General features: G+C 40.2%; 16 protein-coding genes and 4 pseudogenes. All 20 read left to right on the forward strand.

Features of this window, described 5'->3' with window-relative positions; translation table 11 throughout:
- Positions 1-75: 75 nt before the first annotated feature.
- Positions 76-183 (forward strand): annotated as a pseudogene (locus HHK02_RS13075) (IS30 family transposase); the annotation flags it as partial.
- Entirely contained in the window at positions 184-1,599 is a 1,416-nt protein-coding gene (locus HHK02_RS02300; RefSeq protein ID WP_181462897.1) for a sugar porter family MFS transporter, read from the forward strand.
- Entirely contained in the window at positions 1,600-3,222 is a 1,623-nt protein-coding gene (locus HHK02_RS02305) for a xylulokinase (protein ID WP_098046612.1), read from the forward strand.
- Positions 3,223-3,951 carry an L-ribulose-5-phosphate 4-epimerase gene (locus tag HHK02_RS02310; protein ID WP_003666594.1) on the forward strand — a complete coding sequence of 243 codons (729 nt, stop codon included), beginning with the start codon at positions 3,223-3,225 and terminating at the stop codon, positions 3,949-3,951.
- Positions 3,952-5,373: an L-arabinose isomerase gene (gene araA / locus HHK02_RS02315; RefSeq protein ID WP_078009152.1), complete on the forward strand. Its 1,422-nt coding sequence runs from the start codon at positions 3,952-3,954 to the stop codon at positions 5,371-5,373.
- Complete coding sequence (locus HHK02_RS12850; protein ID WP_152697264.1) at positions 5,374-5,922, forward strand: sugar O-acetyltransferase; 549 nt, start codon at positions 5,374-5,376, stop codon at positions 5,920-5,922.
- Entirely contained in the window at positions 5,923-6,765 is an 843-nt protein-coding gene (locus HHK02_RS02325) for an aldo/keto reductase (protein ID WP_098046615.1), read from the forward strand.
- On the forward strand, positions 6,766-7,863 hold the full coding sequence (locus HHK02_RS02330; protein WP_098046616.1) for a GntR family transcriptional regulator: 1,098 nt from the start codon (positions 6,766-6,768) through the stop codon (positions 7,861-7,863). It abuts the gene before it with no gap.
- Positions 7,864-8,352 (forward strand): universal stress protein, encoded by a 489-nt coding sequence (locus tag HHK02_RS02335; protein ID WP_003666602.1) that lies wholly within the window; start codon positions 7,864-7,866, stop codon positions 8,350-8,352. It begins immediately after the preceding gene.
- Positions 8,353-8,649, forward strand: a complete 297-nt coding sequence (locus HHK02_RS02340) for a hypothetical protein (RefSeq protein ID WP_098046617.1) — start codon at positions 8,353-8,355, stop codon at positions 8,647-8,649. It begins immediately after the preceding gene.
- Positions 8,650-9,954 carry a replication-associated recombination protein A gene (locus HHK02_RS02345; RefSeq protein ID WP_181462709.1) on the forward strand — a complete coding sequence of 435 codons (1,305 nt, stop codon included), beginning with the start codon at positions 8,650-8,652 and terminating at the stop codon, positions 9,952-9,954.
- Positions 9,955-10,443: a YueI family protein gene (locus HHK02_RS02350; protein WP_029507553.1), complete on the forward strand. Its 489-nt coding sequence runs from the start codon at positions 9,955-9,957 to the stop codon at positions 10,441-10,443.
- The gene (locus HHK02_RS02355; protein WP_181462710.1) at positions 10,444-10,716 is read left to right on the forward strand and encodes a hypothetical protein; all 273 of its coding nucleotides are present in this window, start codon (positions 10,444-10,446) and stop codon (positions 10,714-10,716) included. It begins immediately after the preceding gene.
- Positions 10,717-11,124 (forward strand): VOC family protein, encoded by a 408-nt coding sequence (locus HHK02_RS02360; RefSeq protein ID WP_003672370.1) that lies wholly within the window; start codon positions 10,717-10,719, stop codon positions 11,122-11,124. It begins immediately after the preceding gene.
- Positions 11,125-11,868, forward strand: coding sequence for a hypothetical protein (locus HHK02_RS02365; RefSeq protein WP_003666612.1), 744 nt, complete (start codon positions 11,125-11,127; stop codon positions 11,866-11,868). It abuts the gene before it with no gap.
- Positions 11,869-12,618: a peroxide stress protein YaaA gene (yaaA, locus tag HHK02_RS02370; RefSeq protein ID WP_180374489.1), complete on the forward strand. Its 750-nt coding sequence runs from the start codon at positions 11,869-11,871 to the stop codon at positions 12,616-12,618.
- A pseudogene (locus HHK02_RS02375) lies at positions 12,619-14,124 on the forward strand (thiamine pyrophosphate-binding protein).
- Positions 14,125-15,330, forward strand: a pseudogene (frc, locus tag HHK02_RS02380) (formyl-CoA transferase); the annotation flags it as partial. It abuts the pseudogene before it with no gap.
- A gap of 9 nt (positions 15,331-15,339) precedes the next feature.
- On the forward strand, positions 15,340-16,572 hold the full coding sequence (locus tag HHK02_RS02385; RefSeq protein ID WP_181462898.1) for an NCS2 family permease: 1,233 nt from the start codon (positions 15,340-15,342) through the stop codon (positions 16,570-16,572).
- Positions 16,573-17,626, forward strand: a pseudogene (locus HHK02_RS02390) (glutamate decarboxylase); the annotation flags it as partial.
- Between the last annotated feature and the right edge of the window lie 29 nt (positions 17,627-17,655).

A 17,655-nucleotide genomic window follows, 5' to 3' on the forward strand; every position in this document is an offset into this window, starting at 1 on the left:
CACCGGAGCTTAGAAACCGTCTACCGAGTTTATCGCTTTCTGGCCGCCGGCCACACGCTCCAAGAATATTACCAACACTATCGTGAAAACAAGGCTCATTGCGGTCGGAAGGCTATTCAATTGCCCACTGATGAGGTAACTTATATCAAAGCCAAAGTGGCTCAAGGCTGGACGCCAGACACAATGGCTAAAGCCGAGAAGAAAATATCAAGTGCATTTATCTACTTCTTCGGATCATTTGGGGGCATCCTATTTGGTTACGATATCGGTGTTATGACTGGTGCCTTACCTTTCTTACAAGCTGATTGGCACCTTGAAAATGCAGCTTCTCTAGTTGGTTGGATTACTTCAGCAGTTATGTTTGGTGCAATCTTCGGGGGCGCATTAGCCGGACAACTTTCTGATAAGTTCGGTCGGCGGAAAATGATTTTAATGTCTGCAATTGTATTCATGGTATTCTCCGTTTTATCTGGTGTTTCACCAGACATGGGCGAAGCAAGTGCCTACTATCTGATTATTGTCCGGATGCTTTTAGGTTTAGCGGTAGGGGCTGCCTCAGCGTTGGTACCAGCTTATATGTCCGAAATGGCACCAGCTAAAGCACGTGGACGTTTATCTGGACTTAACCAAACAATGATTGTTTCTGGAATGTTATTGTCATATGTTGTTGACTTCCTATTGAAAGACCTTCCTGGTGAATGGGCATGGCGTCTTATGTTAGGATTGGCAGCTGTTCCTGCTTTAATCTTATTCCTTGGTGTTCTTCGTTTGCCAGAATCTCCACGGTTCTTATTGCGTAAAGGTGATGAAGCCCAAGCGCGGAAAGTTCTTTCTTACATTCGTAAAAATCCAGCTGAGATTGACCAAGAATTAGCAAGTATTAAAGAAACTGCTAAAGAAGAGCGACAAGCAAATCAAAAGACAAGTTGGTCAACCTTATTCAGTGGCAAGTATCGTTACCTAGTTATTGCTGGGGTTGGGGTTGCAGCCTTCCAACAATTCCAAGGTGCAAACGCGATCTTCTACTACATTCCATTAATTGTTCAAAAGGCAACTGGCCAAGCTGCATCTTCAAACTTAATGTGGCCAATTGTTCAAGGGGTTATCTTGGTTGTTGGTTCCCTGGTTTACATGTGGATTGCTGATAAATTTAACCGGCGGACATTGTTAATGGTTGGTGGTGCTGTCATGGGACTTTCCTTCATTCTTCCAGCCGTTATTAATTGGATGATGCCAAATATGAATCCGATGACAATTGTTGTGTTCTTATGTATCTATGTTGCGTTCTACTCCTTCACATGGGCTCCGTTAACATGGGTGCTTGTTGGTGAAATCTTCCCACTAGCTATCCGGGGTCGTGCCTCTGGTTTAGCTTCATCATTTAACTGGATTGGATCATGGTTAGTTGGTCTTATCTTCCCAATTATGACGGCAAGTATGCCACAAGAAGCTGTTTTTGCGATCTTCGGAATTATCTGTATCTTAGGAGTTATCTTTGTTAAGACTTGTGTTCCAGAAACTCGTGGGCACACTCTTGAAGAAATTGAAGAGCAAGGAACAAACCATGGTCGAGTAAAGGCCAGCAATCCTGAAAACTAGATGAATTTACGTGAAACAGCGACACAAGTAAAAAATGGTCAGGCTTCACTAGGAATTGAGTTAGGCTCTACCCGAATTAAAGCAGTCTTGATTAATCCAGATTTTGAAACAATCTCTTCTGGGAGCTATACCTGGGAAAACCAATTGAAAGACGGGATCTGGACATACCCGCTGGATCAAGTTTGGGAAGGGATTCAAGCTGCTTATGCCAAGATTAAGGCAGATGTCCAAAGTAAGTACCATGTGAGCTTGGATGAAATTAGTTCAATCGGTGTCAGTGCCATGATGCATGGGTACCTACCATTTGATAAAAATAACCAATTACTTGTTCCATTTAGAACCTGGCGGAATAACATCACTGAGGAATCCGCAGATAAGTTAACTGATTTATTTGATTTTAATATTCCACAACGATGGAGTATTGCTCACCTCTACCAAGCAATTTTGAACAAGGAACCGCATGTTAAAGACATTGATTTCATTACAACTTTAGCTGGTTATGTTCACTGGAAACTTTCGGGTGAAAAAGTTTTAGGAATTGGGGATGCCTCAGGAGTATTTCCAATCGATGATCAAACATTAACTTATCGTCAAGACTTTATTGAAAAATTCAACTCATTACCAGAAGTTGAACAATACCCATGGCAACTTAAGAATATTTTGCCTGCAGTCCTGGTAGCTGGACGCGATGCAGGTCACTTAACTGCTGATGGAGCAAAGTTACTTGATCCAAGTGGGACTTTGCAAGCTGGTAGTTTGATGGCCCCTCCAGAAGGGGATGCAGGAACTGGAATGGTTGGAACTAACAGTGTTCGAAAACGGACAGGAAATATTTCGGTTGGAACTTCAGCCTTCTCAATGAATGTGTTAGATGCTCCATTAAAGAAGCTTCACCGTGATATTGATATTGTTACTACGCCAACCGGTGTTCCAGTAGCCATGGTTCATATCAATAATTGTTCTTCTGATATTAACGCCTGGGTTGGATTATTTAGAGATTTTGCTAATGCAATTGGAGCCAAGATCGATACCAATACGCTTTACGAGACCCTATTTGATTCAACGGTTCACTCCGACCCAGATGCTGGTGGATTAATTAATTATAGTTATCTTTCTGGTGAAAATATTACCAAGATTCAGGAAGGACGTCCCCTATTTGTCCGTACTCCAAATAGTAAGATGAACCTCGCTAACTTCTTCCTTACTCAACTCTATGCAGCATTTGCGCCATTGAAGATTGGGATGGATATCTTACTAAATGAAGAACACGTTCAAACCGATGTCATGGTTGCGCAAGGAGGACTCTTTGGGACACCAGTTATTGGGCAACAAGTTTTGGCGAATGCCTTAAATATCCCAATTACAATCATGAATACTGCCAGTGAAGGTGGACCATGGGGAATGGCGGTTCTTGCTAAGTATGCTGAGACGTACGGAAAAGAATCCCTAGCAGATTACCTTGACGAAAAAGTCTTTAAGAATCCAGAAAGTATGACCCTTACACCAGAACCTGCTGGCGTAAAAGGATATGAAAGCTTTATTACTCGTTACCAAGCAGGCTTACCTGTTGAAGCATTAGCTGGTGATGACATTAAAGAACGTGAAGAGAAAGGGAGTAAATAGATGTTAGAAGATTTAAAGAAAGAAGTTTATGAAGCAAATATGCGGCTTCCTAAACTAGGCCTTGTTTCCTTTACATGGGGCAATGTTTCAGGGATTGACCGTGAAAAAGGATTGTTTGTTATTAAACCTTCTGGAGTTCCATATGAAGAGATGAAGCCGGAAGACATGGTTGTTGTCAACTTGGATGGTGAGGTAGTCGAGGGTGACTTGAATCCATCCAGTGATACTCCTACTCACACTTACCTCTATAATCACTTCCCAAAGATTGGTGGAGTCGTTCATACTCATTCACCATGGGCAGTAGCGTTTGCAGCTGCACGGATGGATGTTCCAGCAATGAATACCACTCACGCTGATACTTTCTATACTGATGTCCCAGCTGCTGATGCTTTGACGAAGGAAGAAATTGAAGAAGACTATGAAGGTAATACAGGAAAGGTAATCGTTCGTTCATTCAAGGAACGGGGTTTGGACTATGAAGCAACCCCAGCGGCATTAGTAATGCAACATGGTCCATTTACCTGGGGGCCAACACCTGACAAAGCAGTTTATAATGCTAAGGTGTTAGAAGTTGTGGCAGAAGAAGATTATCATGCAATGCAATTAACGCACCAAGACCTTCACTTACCTCAATACTTGTTGGACAAACACTATTACCGCAAGCATGGTGCGAATGCATATTACGGACAAAATAATGCGCATTCAAAAGATCATGCAGCTCACGCTTAAATGGATATTAAGAATTACGAATTTTGGTTTGTTACTGGTAGTCAATTCCTTTACGGTGAAGAACAATTAAAGTCAGTTGCTGCTGATGCTGAAGATATTGTTAATAAGTTAAACGAAAGTGGTAAGTTGCCTTACAAGGTTGTCTTCAAGGGTGTTATGACAACTGCTGAAGGAATCACTAAGTTTATGAAGGAAGCTAACTACAATGACAACGTTGCCGGTGTTATGACATGGATGCATACCTTCTCACCAGCAAAGAACTGGATTCGGGGAACTAAGCTTTTACAAAAGCCACTGCTTCACTTAGCAACTCAATACTTGAACAAGATTCCATATGACACCATTGACTTTGATTACATGAACTTAAACCAATCAGCTCATGGTGACCGTGAATATGCTTACATTAACGCTCGTTTACAAAAGCATAACAAGATTGTTTACGGCTTCTGGGGAGATGAAGAAGTTCAAGAAGAAATCGCTGACTGGCAAAATGTTGCGGTTGCTTACAACGAAAGCTTTAACATTAAGATTGTTCGTTTTGGTGATACAATGCGGAACGTTGCCGTTACTGAAGGTGACAAAGTTGAAGCCCAAATGTTCCTTGGCTGGACTGTTGACTACTGGCCAGTAAGTGACTTAGTAGAATATGTAAATGGTATCAGTAAAGAAGAAATTGATGCTGCTTACAAGGACTTAGCAAGTCGTTATGAAATGGTCCAAGGTGATAATACTAAGGAACACTATGAACACTCAGTTCGTTACCAACTTCGTGAATATCTTGGTTTGAAGAAGTTTATGGATGAAAAAGGCTACACTGGCTTTACCACCAACTTTGAAGACTTGCATGGCCTTGAAGAATTACCTGGGTTAGCTGCTCAATTATTGATGCGTGATGGCTACGGCTTTGGTGCTGAAGGTGATTGGAAGTCTGCCGGAATGGATCGCTTATTGAAGATTGCTGCTGATAATGTTGCTACTGCCTTTATGGAAGACTACACATTAGACCTTCGTTCAGGTCACCAAGCAATTCTTGGTTCACACATGCTTGAAGTTGACCCAACAATTGCTTCAGATAAGCCACGAGTTGAAGTTCACCCATTAGACATTGGTGGTAAAGATGACCCAGCACGGTTAGTATTTACTGGTCGTGAAGGTAAGGCTGTCGATGTTACCCTTTCATACTTCAACGATGGTTACAAGGTTATTGGTTACTCAGTTGATTGTCATAAGCCAGAAGCTGAAACGCCTCATCTTCCAGTTGCTAAGCAGTTATGGACACCAACTGTTGGCTTAAAGGAAGGTGCTGAACGCTGGATGCATGCTGGTGGTGGTCACCACACAATCTTGAGTTTCAGTTTGAAACCACAACAAATTAAAGATCTTTTCGGAATGTTAGATGTTAAAGTTGATTTTATTGAATAGATGCTAGCAGGGGAAGCTTTTAACGTTTACGATCCCGAATTAGTTAAAGAGCGTCAATATGCCCGTCAATTAGTTGAGCGATTTAATGCTCTTGGCGAGATGAACCCGACTGCAAGCAATACTGTGATTCGTCAATTGTTTGGACACGTTGGCGAAAAGTGTGAAGTTCATCCGCAATTCAAATGTGATTATGGTTATAACATTTATGTAGATGATGATTTTTTTGCTAATTATGATTGTGTCATGCTTGATGTTAGTCCAATTCGGATTGGGAAGCATTGTTTATTGGGACCGCGAGTGCAGATTTATACTGTTAATCATCTCTTGAACCCACGATTACGGCGCAATGGAGCTTACGGCCAAAGTAAGGATGTCACTATTGGGGATAATGCGTGGATTGGTGGCGGGGCAATTATTTGTCCAGGTGTAACTTTGGGTAATAATGTAATTGTTGGTGCTGGAAGTGTAGTGACAAAGTCGTTTGGTGATAATGTTGTTATTGCGGGTAATCCAGCACGGATCATTAAAGAGAATCCATATGTAGAATAAATGAATAATAAGGTAAAACAATTATTACTTGCTGATGGTCAATCAATGCCTCAAGAAGGATTTGGCTTATATAAAATTACTGATCAAAGTACGATTACCTCCGCGATAAAGTATGCCTATGATGCTGGCTATCGTCTTTTTGATACCGCGCAATTATATAAAAACGAAGCAGAGGTTGGAAACGCCTTACAAGAGCTTGGTTTACCTCGTGAGGACCTTTTTATTACCACAAAAGTATCTGAACCTAATCAAGGGTTTAAGCAAACAATTGCCTCTGTTAAAGACTCCCTTCAAAAGTTGAAACTCGATTATGTTAACCTTCTGCTTATTCATTGGCCAATTGAACGAGCTTTCTTTGACACTTGGGCAGCCCTTGAAGAATTAAAAAAGGAAGGTCTGACCCGTTCAATCGGTGTTAGTAACTATCAAATGATTCACCTTCAGTATCTTGCTACTCAAGCGCATGAGATACCCGTTATTAATCAAATCGAACGTCATCCTCGCCTAAACCAACAACCATTGCTCCAATACGATAAGGAACATGATATTGTTACCCAGGCGTGGAGTCCGCTTGGGCGTGGAACCATCCTCGACAATCCAACCCTCAATAAGATCGCTGCTAACCATCATAAGTCTGCTGCTCAAGTTGTCCTCCGCTGGCAATTGCAAAGCGGGGTCGCCTTCATTCCGAAGTCAGTTCATGAAGCGCGAATCAAGCAAAATATTAACATCTATGACTTCACATTAAGCGACGAGGAAATGACTGCTATTAATAACTTAAATAACTTTACACGCGTAGGTAAAGAACCAGCACTAGTTTACGAATATAACCTTAAATATTAATTGGAAGTGAAATATGAAACAGTAAAGCAAACTTTACGAAACGAAATTATTGATGGAAAATATAAAATCAATGAAAAACTGCCAACTGAAAGTGCCTTAATGAAGCGTTTTAATGTGTCCCGTTATACAATTCGTCGCGCTGTTGGGGACCTTGAAAACGAGCACTATATTTACCGTATTCAAGGTGGTGGGATGTTTGTTCAAGACTGGCAACGCGATTGGACAAAAAGCGAAAAAAATAAAATCATTGGGGTAATCAGCACTCATATGGCTGACTATATCTTCCCTCCAATCATTTCCGGAATTGATAGTGTGGTAACAGAACAAGGTTACTCAATGATTGTTGGAAATACGCTTAATGACCATAAACGTGAACGCCAAACAATCTTAAATATGTTGGATCTTCAAATTGCTGGATTAATTATTGAGCCGACTGAAAGCGCCATGCCTAATCCTAACTTAGACCTTTATCGGCAAGTCCAGAAATATAAAATTCCAACAATCCTATTTCACTCTACTTATCCTGGCTTTGATTTTCCTTCTTTACTGACAAAAGACCGGGAAGCAGAGGAGAATTTGGTAAAATACCTCTTTAGCCTCGGACATACTAATATTTTAGGAGTATTCCAAATAGATGATCAGCAAGGCGTTGACCGCATGACTGGAATGATCAAAGCCTATCAAGATAACAATATCCCCACTACTAAATCAAATGTTATTATGTACCAATCAAGCGAAGACTATGAAGATATTATCAAAAAAGTCGACATGATGCTTAATAGTAATAATGATATTACGGCGATTGCCTGCTATAATGACCGCCTTGCCACAAGAGTTATTAGTCATCTTCAAAAACAGGGAAAACAAGTGCCAACTGATATTTCAGTAATAGGTTTTGATAACTATGAAATGGCACAAATTATCTCCCCCAGCCTCACTACAGCTAATCACCCCAAACGTCAACTAGGTGAAGATGCTGGGAAAATGATCTTAAAAATGATTGCAGGCGAAGAAGTCACTTCAAAAGTTTATACCCCAACAATAATTAAGGGACAATCGACCACTTCGCTTATTACAAAGGAGAATATCAATGAATAAATGGCACAAGAATACAAACACATTTTAGTTCCTGTTGACGGTTCTAAAGAAGCTGAATTGGCTTTTAAGAAAGCTGTTGCTGTAGCAAAACGTAATGGTGCAGACACTGAATTACGTTTACTTCACGTTGTTGACACACGTGCATTCCAAAACATTTCTAGTTTCGATACTTCAATGGTTGAACAAGTTACAGAAACTGCAAAGAAGACTTTAGACAAGTACATCGACTATGCTAAAGAGCACGGTGTTGAAAATGCTAGTTACTCCATTGAATATGGTGCTCCAAAGACAATTATTGCTCGGGATATGCCAAAGGAAATGGGTGCTGACCTCATTATGATTGGTGCTACTGGGCTAAACGCTGTTGAACGAATTTTGATCGGTTCTGTTACCGAATTTGTTACCCGAACAGCAATTTGTGATGTTCTAGTAGTACGGACCGATTTGGATAACAAGCCAATCGAAAATCCAAAGAAGCGTCGGTTCTAAATGTTGTTACCACTTCTAATGACCCTGTTTGGTTTAATTGCTCTTTTTGAAGGAGTCTTTCTCTTAACCCACATCCATAAGCCATTTCTTGTTTTCGATCCTACTAAAAGCAAATATTTAGCTCCACAATTAAAAAATTGGGGGATTGTGATGACCATCGTCGGTATTCTAAGTATCATTTCTGGATGGACAAACAATACTGGATTCCTAGTTATTATGGTAATCATTGGCTGTGTCAGCGAAACGTTAATGGCTTTCGCAATTACTGCTGATTTTCGCATAAATCATCGCAAGTAAATGCAACAACCACTTGCTTATCGAATGCGGCCGCGAACGTTAGATGAAGTGGTCGGTCAACAACACCTTGTCGGACCAGGTAAAATCATCTCACGCATGGTTAAAGCAAAAATGCTTTCTTCAATGATTCTATACGGCCCTCCCGGAACTGGTAAGACCAGTATTGCCAGTGCGATTGCTGGTTCAACTAAATATGCTTTTCGAAAACTAAATGCGGCAACTGATACAAAAAAGGATTTACAAATCGTCGCAGAAGAAGCTAAGATGAGCGGAACTGTAATCTTACTACTCGACGAAATCCATCGATTAGATAAAGTAAAACAAGATTTTCTTCTTCCGCACCTCGAAAACGGACGAATTATCCTCATCGGGGCGACAACAGAAAATCCATATATTAGTATTAATCCCGCCATTCGCAGTCGGACGCAAATTTTCCCAGTTTACTCACTTTCAACTGATGAAATGAAGACCGCTATCCAGCGTGCATTAGTTGATAAAGAACGCGGTCTGGGTAACCTACCATTAGTCCTTGAAGAAAACGCCGAGGACCAACTAGTAGCAGCGACCAATGGTGATCTTCGAAGTGCCTTAAATGGATTGGAACTTGCTGCCAAATCAACTGATCCAAGTGAAGATGGGAAAATTCATCTTACGCTACCGATTATTGAAGAAAGCGTCCAGAAAAAGGCGTTATCCGCTGATAAAGATGGCGATGCTCATTATGATGTCATCTCAGCCTTTCAAAAGTCTATTCGCGGGTCAGATACTGATGCGGCCCTCCACTATCTTGCTCGTTTAATTGAAGCTGGCGATCTTCCTATTATTGCACGGCGCCTAATGGTCACAGCCTACGAAGATATTGGACTTGCGAATATGCCTGCCGTGCAACGAGCTGTTACGGCAGTTCAAACTGCAGAACGAGTGGGCTTTCCAGAGGCACGAATTCCCTTAGCAGATGCTGTCATCGAACTATGCCTGTCACCAAAATCCAATTCGGGAATTAATGCAATTGATGAAGCTCTTGCTCAGGTTCGGCAAGGTGGCTTTGGTGACGTTCCAGCTCACCTTAAAGATGCCCACTATAAAGGAGCTGCTAAGTTAGGCCATGGACTAGATTATGATTACCCTCATGACTATCCCCAAGATTGGGTAGCTCAACAATACTTACCTGACCGAATCAAAGATGCTCAATATTACCAGCCAAAAAATAATGGTCGTTTTGAAGCTAGTTTGGGCCGACAATACTGGCAATTACGAAAGACTCAACAACATACTTTAAGGGGTAAACATCATCCGAGCAAATAAATGTCTGAACAAGAAAAAAGTGCTGCTCAACAGCGAATTGACAATGCTGTTTACGGTACACCAAAAATCAAGCCCGATGAACAGCGAAAATATCTCGGAACATTCCGTGAACGCGTCTGTCTAACAATTAGTGTTCAAGAACTACAGGAACAAGATTGGACAAAGGCATTAACTGCCGAGTTAGATCGTGGAATTGGCAACCTTGTTTTTATCAACGGTAACCTCCCTCACGACGAAATTCATCCATACATTCAAACTGCTGCTAAAGATAATGCTCAATTTACATTGAAAACTGATCCAGAATATAAAACTGACCCAGACTCATTAGCAGTTGTCGTGGCGGCAAAAACAGCTGTTTACCAATCACCAGTCGACGTCAAAAAACGATATCCTAATCTGGTAAATTCAAATAATAGTATGACTGAAAAAAACAATGATCAACATCAAAGTTTTTTCCACCATCTCTTCCATAGAAAGGATCGTGGCTAAATGTTTAGTGCAGTATTTTGGGTTTTAGCATTTTGGTTTATTGTCAATCTAGTCTGGACAATTGCGCGCTTTAATAATCGGATGATGTCAAGAACGTTTGCCTGGATAAATGTAGTGGCAGTAGTAATTGGTTTTTGGACGTTTTACGCTGCCAGCAATGGCGGGGGCGGAATTGCTCCTTGGTTTCGGTTGATGAATTGGACTAACATTGTCCTTGCGATTTTTCAATTTTATAATGGATACCGCCCACATCAATATAGTAAAAAATCATAGATGGCATTTAACAAGAGTTTAGCAGGTTACTTTGACGATGTACAACACATTGGGATTCCAACCGATGATATGGCAAAAACAATTGCTTTTTGGGAAAAGCTTGGTTTCAAGAAGCTTGGTGAATTTGATACTGATGACCAGGGAAATGAAGTTGTTTTCATGCAATATGGTCACCTCACTTTAGAAATCTGGACTGGCGACGGTGCCGTTCACGAAACGGGTGCTATTAACCACATTTCCCTTAATACTAGTGATGCTGACGCGGCTTTCAAGGCTGCTAAGGCTGAAGGTTTCAACCTAAAGGACGATGAAGTTCAACACCTTGACTTCTGGGATAAGGGAATTAAGTTCTTCAACATTGAAGGTCCTAACAGTGAAACAATCGAATTTTGTGAAATTGTAAAATAAATGGAACAAGAAAAAGTTCCAGTACAAGGTCAAGTTGCCGAGCGAACAATTTCATTAACTGCTAGTTGGGCATACTTTGCACTGTCAATTGTTATTAACTCAATGGGGAACGTCCTAACACTTGTTACAAGTTCACACGTCCACCCACAATTTCTTGGCTCCGCTTATTGGACAGCCGCAGAAAACAACCTAGGGATTGCCGTTTTAGGGAACAATTCAATGACCCTTTTCTGGGCTTTCATGGTCTTAGGGATGTTAACTTCTGTCCTCAACGCAATTTTGATGCATAAGTGGGACTGGCGACGAATTGGTGGTAATTTTATTTTCATGTTGCCATTTTCTATTTTTATCCAGTGGTTCTCTGACATCTTTAACCGAATTATGCCGGACGCTACTACCTTACCGATGATTATCCTATATGTTTTCATTAACTTCTTAGGGGTTGCTTTCATCGGAACCGCCATTTCAATTTATCAGCGTGTCAACCTCGTGTTACACCCCGCTGATGACCTTTTCCAAATTATTCGTTTCCGTTATTGCCATGGTAACGCAACAATTGCGATGTGGTTATCATACATTCCGCCAACAATTATGGCAATTATCGCTGCATTCATGCAAGGCGGTATTTACAACTTTGGATTAGGAACATTATTTGCCCTTGCCTTCCAAGGTGCAATTACTGGTTGGGCAGACCGTTATATCTTCCCTAAATTAAAGCACCAGGCACTTGATATTGGTAATTAAGTGAAAATAATCATTTCTCCAGCACGAACAATGCAAGTTGATACTGACTCCTTACTTTACAAAGATTTGCCGGAATTTCTTCAACAGACAAAAGACATTTTGGGGTGGATGAGGAGTTTATCTTATGATGAGTTACACAAAGTATGGGGAAATTGCAGCTCGCGTTTAGCGATGAAAAATTATCAATGGCTCCAACAAATGGATCTTCAACGAAAGCTGACGCCAGCGATTATTGCCTTTACTGGTTTGCAATATCAATATATGGCGCCAAGTGTTTTTTCGGAGGATGGGCTGAAATACGTTCAAGACAATTTACGGATATTATCAGGATTTTATGGTATTTTACGGCCGTTTGATGGAATAATACCTTACCGCTTAGGGATGGGTGACATGGCGCCAGTGAATGGATATAAGAATCTTTATGACTTTTGGGGAGAACAACTTTATCATGAACTCTATAAAAATGATGATTTAGTAATTAGCTTAGCCTCGGTCGAATACGAAAAGGCAATTACTCCTTATCTACAAACGCACGATCGATTTATCAAATGTATTTTTGGGGAAGAAATAGATGGAAAGATAAAACAAAAAGCAACATTAGCTAAAATGGCTCGTGGGAACATGGTGCGATATTTAGCAGAAAACCAAATTCAAACAATTGAAGGCGTCAAGCAGTTTAATATCGGCGGTTACCATTTTCGGGAAGATCTGTCTACTGATGAAAAATTAGTTTTCGAACTGGTAAAGTAAATGGTAGGCGATTCTTTAAATAAGACAGGTGCCAATTTATTAATCAAGGCCTTGCAAGAGAATAATATTAACCGGATGTATGAAATAGTTGGAATCCCGGTAACCGATTTAGCGTGGCTCGCTGAATTACGCGGAATGAAATATTATGGTTTTCACCGTAAAGATTCAGCAGTTAATGCCGCCGCGGCAACTGGTTACTTAACGCAAAAAACTGGCGTTGCATTAACTGTTTCAGCACCCGGTTTTTTGAATGGATTAACAGCTTTAGCTCAAGCTACTAAGAATTGTTTTCCGTTGATTATGATTTCAGGTTCGTCTGAACGCCATATTATTGACTTATCACAGGGCGATTATGAAGGTCTTGACCAATATAATGCGGCAAAACCCTTCTGCCAAAAAGCTTATCGGGTTGATCGAGCAGAAGATATGGGATTAGCTGTTGCAAGAGCAATTCGGACAGCAGTTTCAGGCCGCCCTGGTGGTGTTTATCTTGATATTCCAGCTGACACAATTGTTCAAGAAGATACTGCTGATCAATCTAATTTTGGGGTTTATAAGTTAGTTGATCCTGCCCCTAAACAGGTACCTAATGATGAAGCAATATCACGAGCGGTTGATTTAATCAAGAATGCCAAAAAGCCCCTTATTATTTTAGGAAAAGGAGCTGCCTATGATCAGACCGAAAAACAAGTGCAACAATTAGTAGCTGAAACGAATATTCCATTTTTGCCAATGTCGATGGCAAAAGGGTTAATTCCAGATGATAGTCCTCATTCTGCTGCAGCGGCTCGTTCTCTTTCACTACGAAATGCCGATGTAGTAATTGTGATTGGTGCCCGTTTAAACTGGATGCTTTCATATGGGGATGCCCCACAATTTAACCCGCATGCAAAATTTGTTTAGTTGGTTCCGGCACTGTTGGCAACTGGATATCAAGCGCCCGCAGCATGGTTAGAGCAAATTGCGCAAGATACTGAGAAAAATGACAAAAGGTTTGCGCAACGAATTGCTAATGGTAAAGTAGCACAAAAATTTGGCTATTATGGAGCGATTGCGCCTATTACTGAATACTTCCAACAACACCCAGACACCTATCTAGTCAGTGAGGGGGGCTAAATGATTGGAATGCAGCTCCCCCGTCATCGGCTCGATACGGGAACTTGGGGCGTCATGGGTGTTGGCCTTGGTTATGCAATTGCTGCGGTGGTTGAAACAGGAAAACATGTTGTTGTGCTTGATGGCGATAGTGCATTTGGTTTTGATGGGATGGAGATTGAAACGATTTGTTGAATGGCTAAGGCCTTTGGTGGCGATAATTATTTTGTAAGTAATTACGATGAGATGAAAAATGTCTTTGCAAGAGCTGTTGACTCGGAACGCCCAAATATTATTAATGTTCAAATTGCACCATCGATGGGAAAAGAATCTGGCCTTATTGGGAATCTAAATCCAAAGCTTAATTTACAACCACTTGAAGAAAATGAGAGGAGCCATCATAATGACTGAGTGATTAAAATTGAACGGACTAATACCGGAGACCCAACTCGTAATGAGCTGCTTGATATTAAAGATTCATGGAGCCTTTATTATTTACAATTAAACGCAAATAAAAAATCATTAACTCTTGATATTAAAACCCCAGAAGGTCAAAAAATAATGTATGACTTACTCAAGAAGGCTGATGTCTTTGTGGAGAATATCAAGCCTGGTGCGGCGACTAGGGCAGGTTTTGGCTGGGAAAAGTACACGAATTAAATGGCCTCCTTAAAAGAATTTAATAAGGGATCACGTTTTGCCAATGTAAAAGCCTTTGAACCTGTTGCGCAATCTGCTGGTGGTGCGGCTTCAGCAACGGGATGGAATGAAGGAAGTGCAAATATCCCAACACAGTCAGCAGCTGCATTAGGAGATTCTAACTCTGGAATGCATTTAACGATTGCAATTTTAGCTGCTTTGCTACAACGAGAGCACCCTGGTAAAGGGAGCTATGTTTATCAATCAATGCAGGATGCGGTTATTAATCTCTGTCGAATTAAATTGCGGGATCAATTGATGTTAGATAATCTCGGAGCATTGCCATTTTATGCAGTCTATCCTAACTATAAATTGGGAAAAGCAATTCCTAGGTCCGAAAATAGTGAAGGTGGACAAGTGATTGGCTGGACTTATAAGGCAAAAGGTTGGGAAACGGATCTAATGCCTATGTTTATATTATTATTCAAAATAAAAACAAAAGTTGGGAGACAATTGCTAATACGATGGGTCATCCTGAATGGGCTACTGATGAACGATTTAAGGATTGGGAACATCGACAGCTCCATAAACAAGAAATTTACCCATTGATTGATTGAATCATATACCAAGAATTACGATAAGTATGAGTTAACTAAAAAACTTGGAGAGGCTGGTATACTAGTCGGCCCGGTTTTAGATTGGCATGAACTCGAAAATGATCCAGATTTAAATGAAGATGGTACCTTGTTTAAGATTAATCAGGGAGGAAATCGCGGCGAATTTAAGACGGTGGGGATGCCATTTACGATGTCAAACTATAAACCAACCTATAAACGAGCCCCAGATCTTGGTGAAAATAATAAGGAGATTCTATCTTCGCTTGGTTATGATTCGGAACAAATTGAAGAATTAGTAAAGGGCGTAATCTCAAAAGTAGAAAAGCCTCATAATCCGCGGACAAAAGTTATTAAGGATTAAGTGTGTATTTTGGAAGAAACACGAACAATCGACTTTTTTGACCGAACTTTTCATTTGTCAGAGAATAATACGAACATTAAGCAAGAATGTTTAGCTGGATTGACGACTTTTGTTTCAATGGTCTATATTCTTTTTGTTAATCCAAGCGTTTTAGGGGTAGCCGGAATGGATAAAGGGGCGGTTTTTACTGCAACTGCTTTATCAGCAATTATTGGCTGCTTTTTGATGGGAATTTTGGCTAATTATCCAATTGCGATTACTCCGGGATTAGGTGATAATGCTTTCTTCACTTATTCGGTTGTATTAGCAATGGGAATTCCGTGGCAAAAGGCAATGGCTGCGGGGATAGGAATATTTATCTCTTTTGTTGGGTTGCAGGGTGGTGGAATTATTGTTTCAAGTAAATCATCACTAGTTGAATTAGGATCGCTGACGGTTCCTACAACCTGGATTACAATTTTTGGAATTTTCTTGATTGCAATTTTAATGGTCAAAAAGGTCCCAGGAGCAATTTTTATCGGTTTAGTTGTAACAACGCTTCTTAGTTTATTAACGGGATTGGTTAAGATGCCGGATCATTTAATTTCAATGGCTCCTAGCTTAGAACCGACTTTTGGAGTGGGAATTAAGTTCTTGTCAACAATGACTGATCCAAAGATGTGGGCTGTTGTCTTAATCTTCTTATTGGTAGCTTTCTTTGACACTGCTGGAACCTTAGTTGGGTTAGCCCAAGAAGCAGGATTAATGAAAGATAATAAAATGCCCCGGATTGGTCGAGCTTTGATGGCCGATTCGCTTTCGATGTTAAGAGGGGTGGTAATGGGAACAACCCCAACTTCTGCATATGTTGAACCTTCAGCTGGTATTGCGGTTGGTGGGAAAACTGGTCTGACTGCGATTGTAACAGGAACTCTTTTCATTTTAAGTATGGCTTTTTCTCCTTTGCTTGAAGTTGTTACTACTCAAGTGACCGCCGCTGCTTTAATTGTGGTCGGAGTATTGATGGTTTCCGCCTTGAAAGATATCGAATGGGATAAATTTGAAATTGCACTGCCGTCATTCTTGGTTGCTATTGGAATTCCGCTAACTTATAACATTTCTTATGGGATTGCATTTGGCTTTCTTACGTATCCAATCTTGATGGTTGCTGCAGGACGTCGCAAAGAAGTAAATGTTGTAATATGGAGCATGTTTTTTGTTTTTATTGCATTACTGTATATTTTGAATATTTTGTTGAAATAAATGGGAACTTCAACAGTGGGATCTTCTGAAGGTTGTATGCTTGGTGGTTTAGCAATGAAGTTTGCTTGGCGAGAACGAGCCAAAAAATTAAGGCTTGATATTAATGCCCGAAAGCCAAACTTAGTAATATCTTCTGGATATCAAATTTGTTGGGAAAAATTTGCAATATATTTTGATGTTGAGATACGGACAGTTCCAATGGATGAAGAGCACCAATCGCTTAATATGAATACAGTTATGGATTATGTCGATGAATATACTATCGGTATCGTAGGGATTATGGGAATTACTTACACCGGTCGTTATGACGATATTGCAAAATTAAATGATCTAGTTGAAGAATATAACAAAACAACAGATTACAAAGTCTATATTCACGTTGACGCTGCTTCTGGTGGATTCTATGCTCCATTTATGGAACCTGACATTAAATGGGACTTCCAACTAAAGAATGTTGTTTCAATTAACGCGTCAGGCCACAAGTATGGTTTAGTTTATCCTGGTATTAGTTGGGTATTATGGCGTGATAAAGAATTCCTGCCTGACAAGCTAATTTTCAAAGTTAGCTACTTAGTAGGAGAATTACCAACAATGGCAATTAATTTCTCACGCAATGCCTCACAAATAATTGGGCAATACTACAATTTCGTTCGTTTTGGCTTTGAAGGATATAAAAAGATTCAAAAACGTACCCATGATGTTGCATTTTACCTAGCAACAGAAATCCAAAAAATCGGTATGTTCGAAATGGTTAATGCTGGTTCGCAAATTCCAATTATTTGTTACAAGTTAAAAGACTTAACTGCACAAGACTGGTCGTTATATGATTTAGCTGATAGATTACGTATGCAAGGATGGCAAGTTCCTGCTTACCCATTTCCAAAGAACTTAGATACAATTGAAGCACAACGAATAGTATGTCGTGCTGATTTCGGAATGAGTAGAGCTCACGAATTTATTCATGATATGAAGCGCGATATCGAAGCTTTAAATAATTCAACATTAGTAGGACATAAAACAACTAAGCTTAAAAAAGTATGGTTTCACTCATTAAACCTTAGAATAATTAATAAAGAGATCTAA

Source organism: Limosilactobacillus reuteri, assembly GCF_013694365.1.
In the GTDB taxonomy this organism is placed as follows: Bacteria; Bacillota; Bacilli; order Lactobacillales; family Lactobacillaceae; genus Limosilactobacillus; species Limosilactobacillus reuteri_E.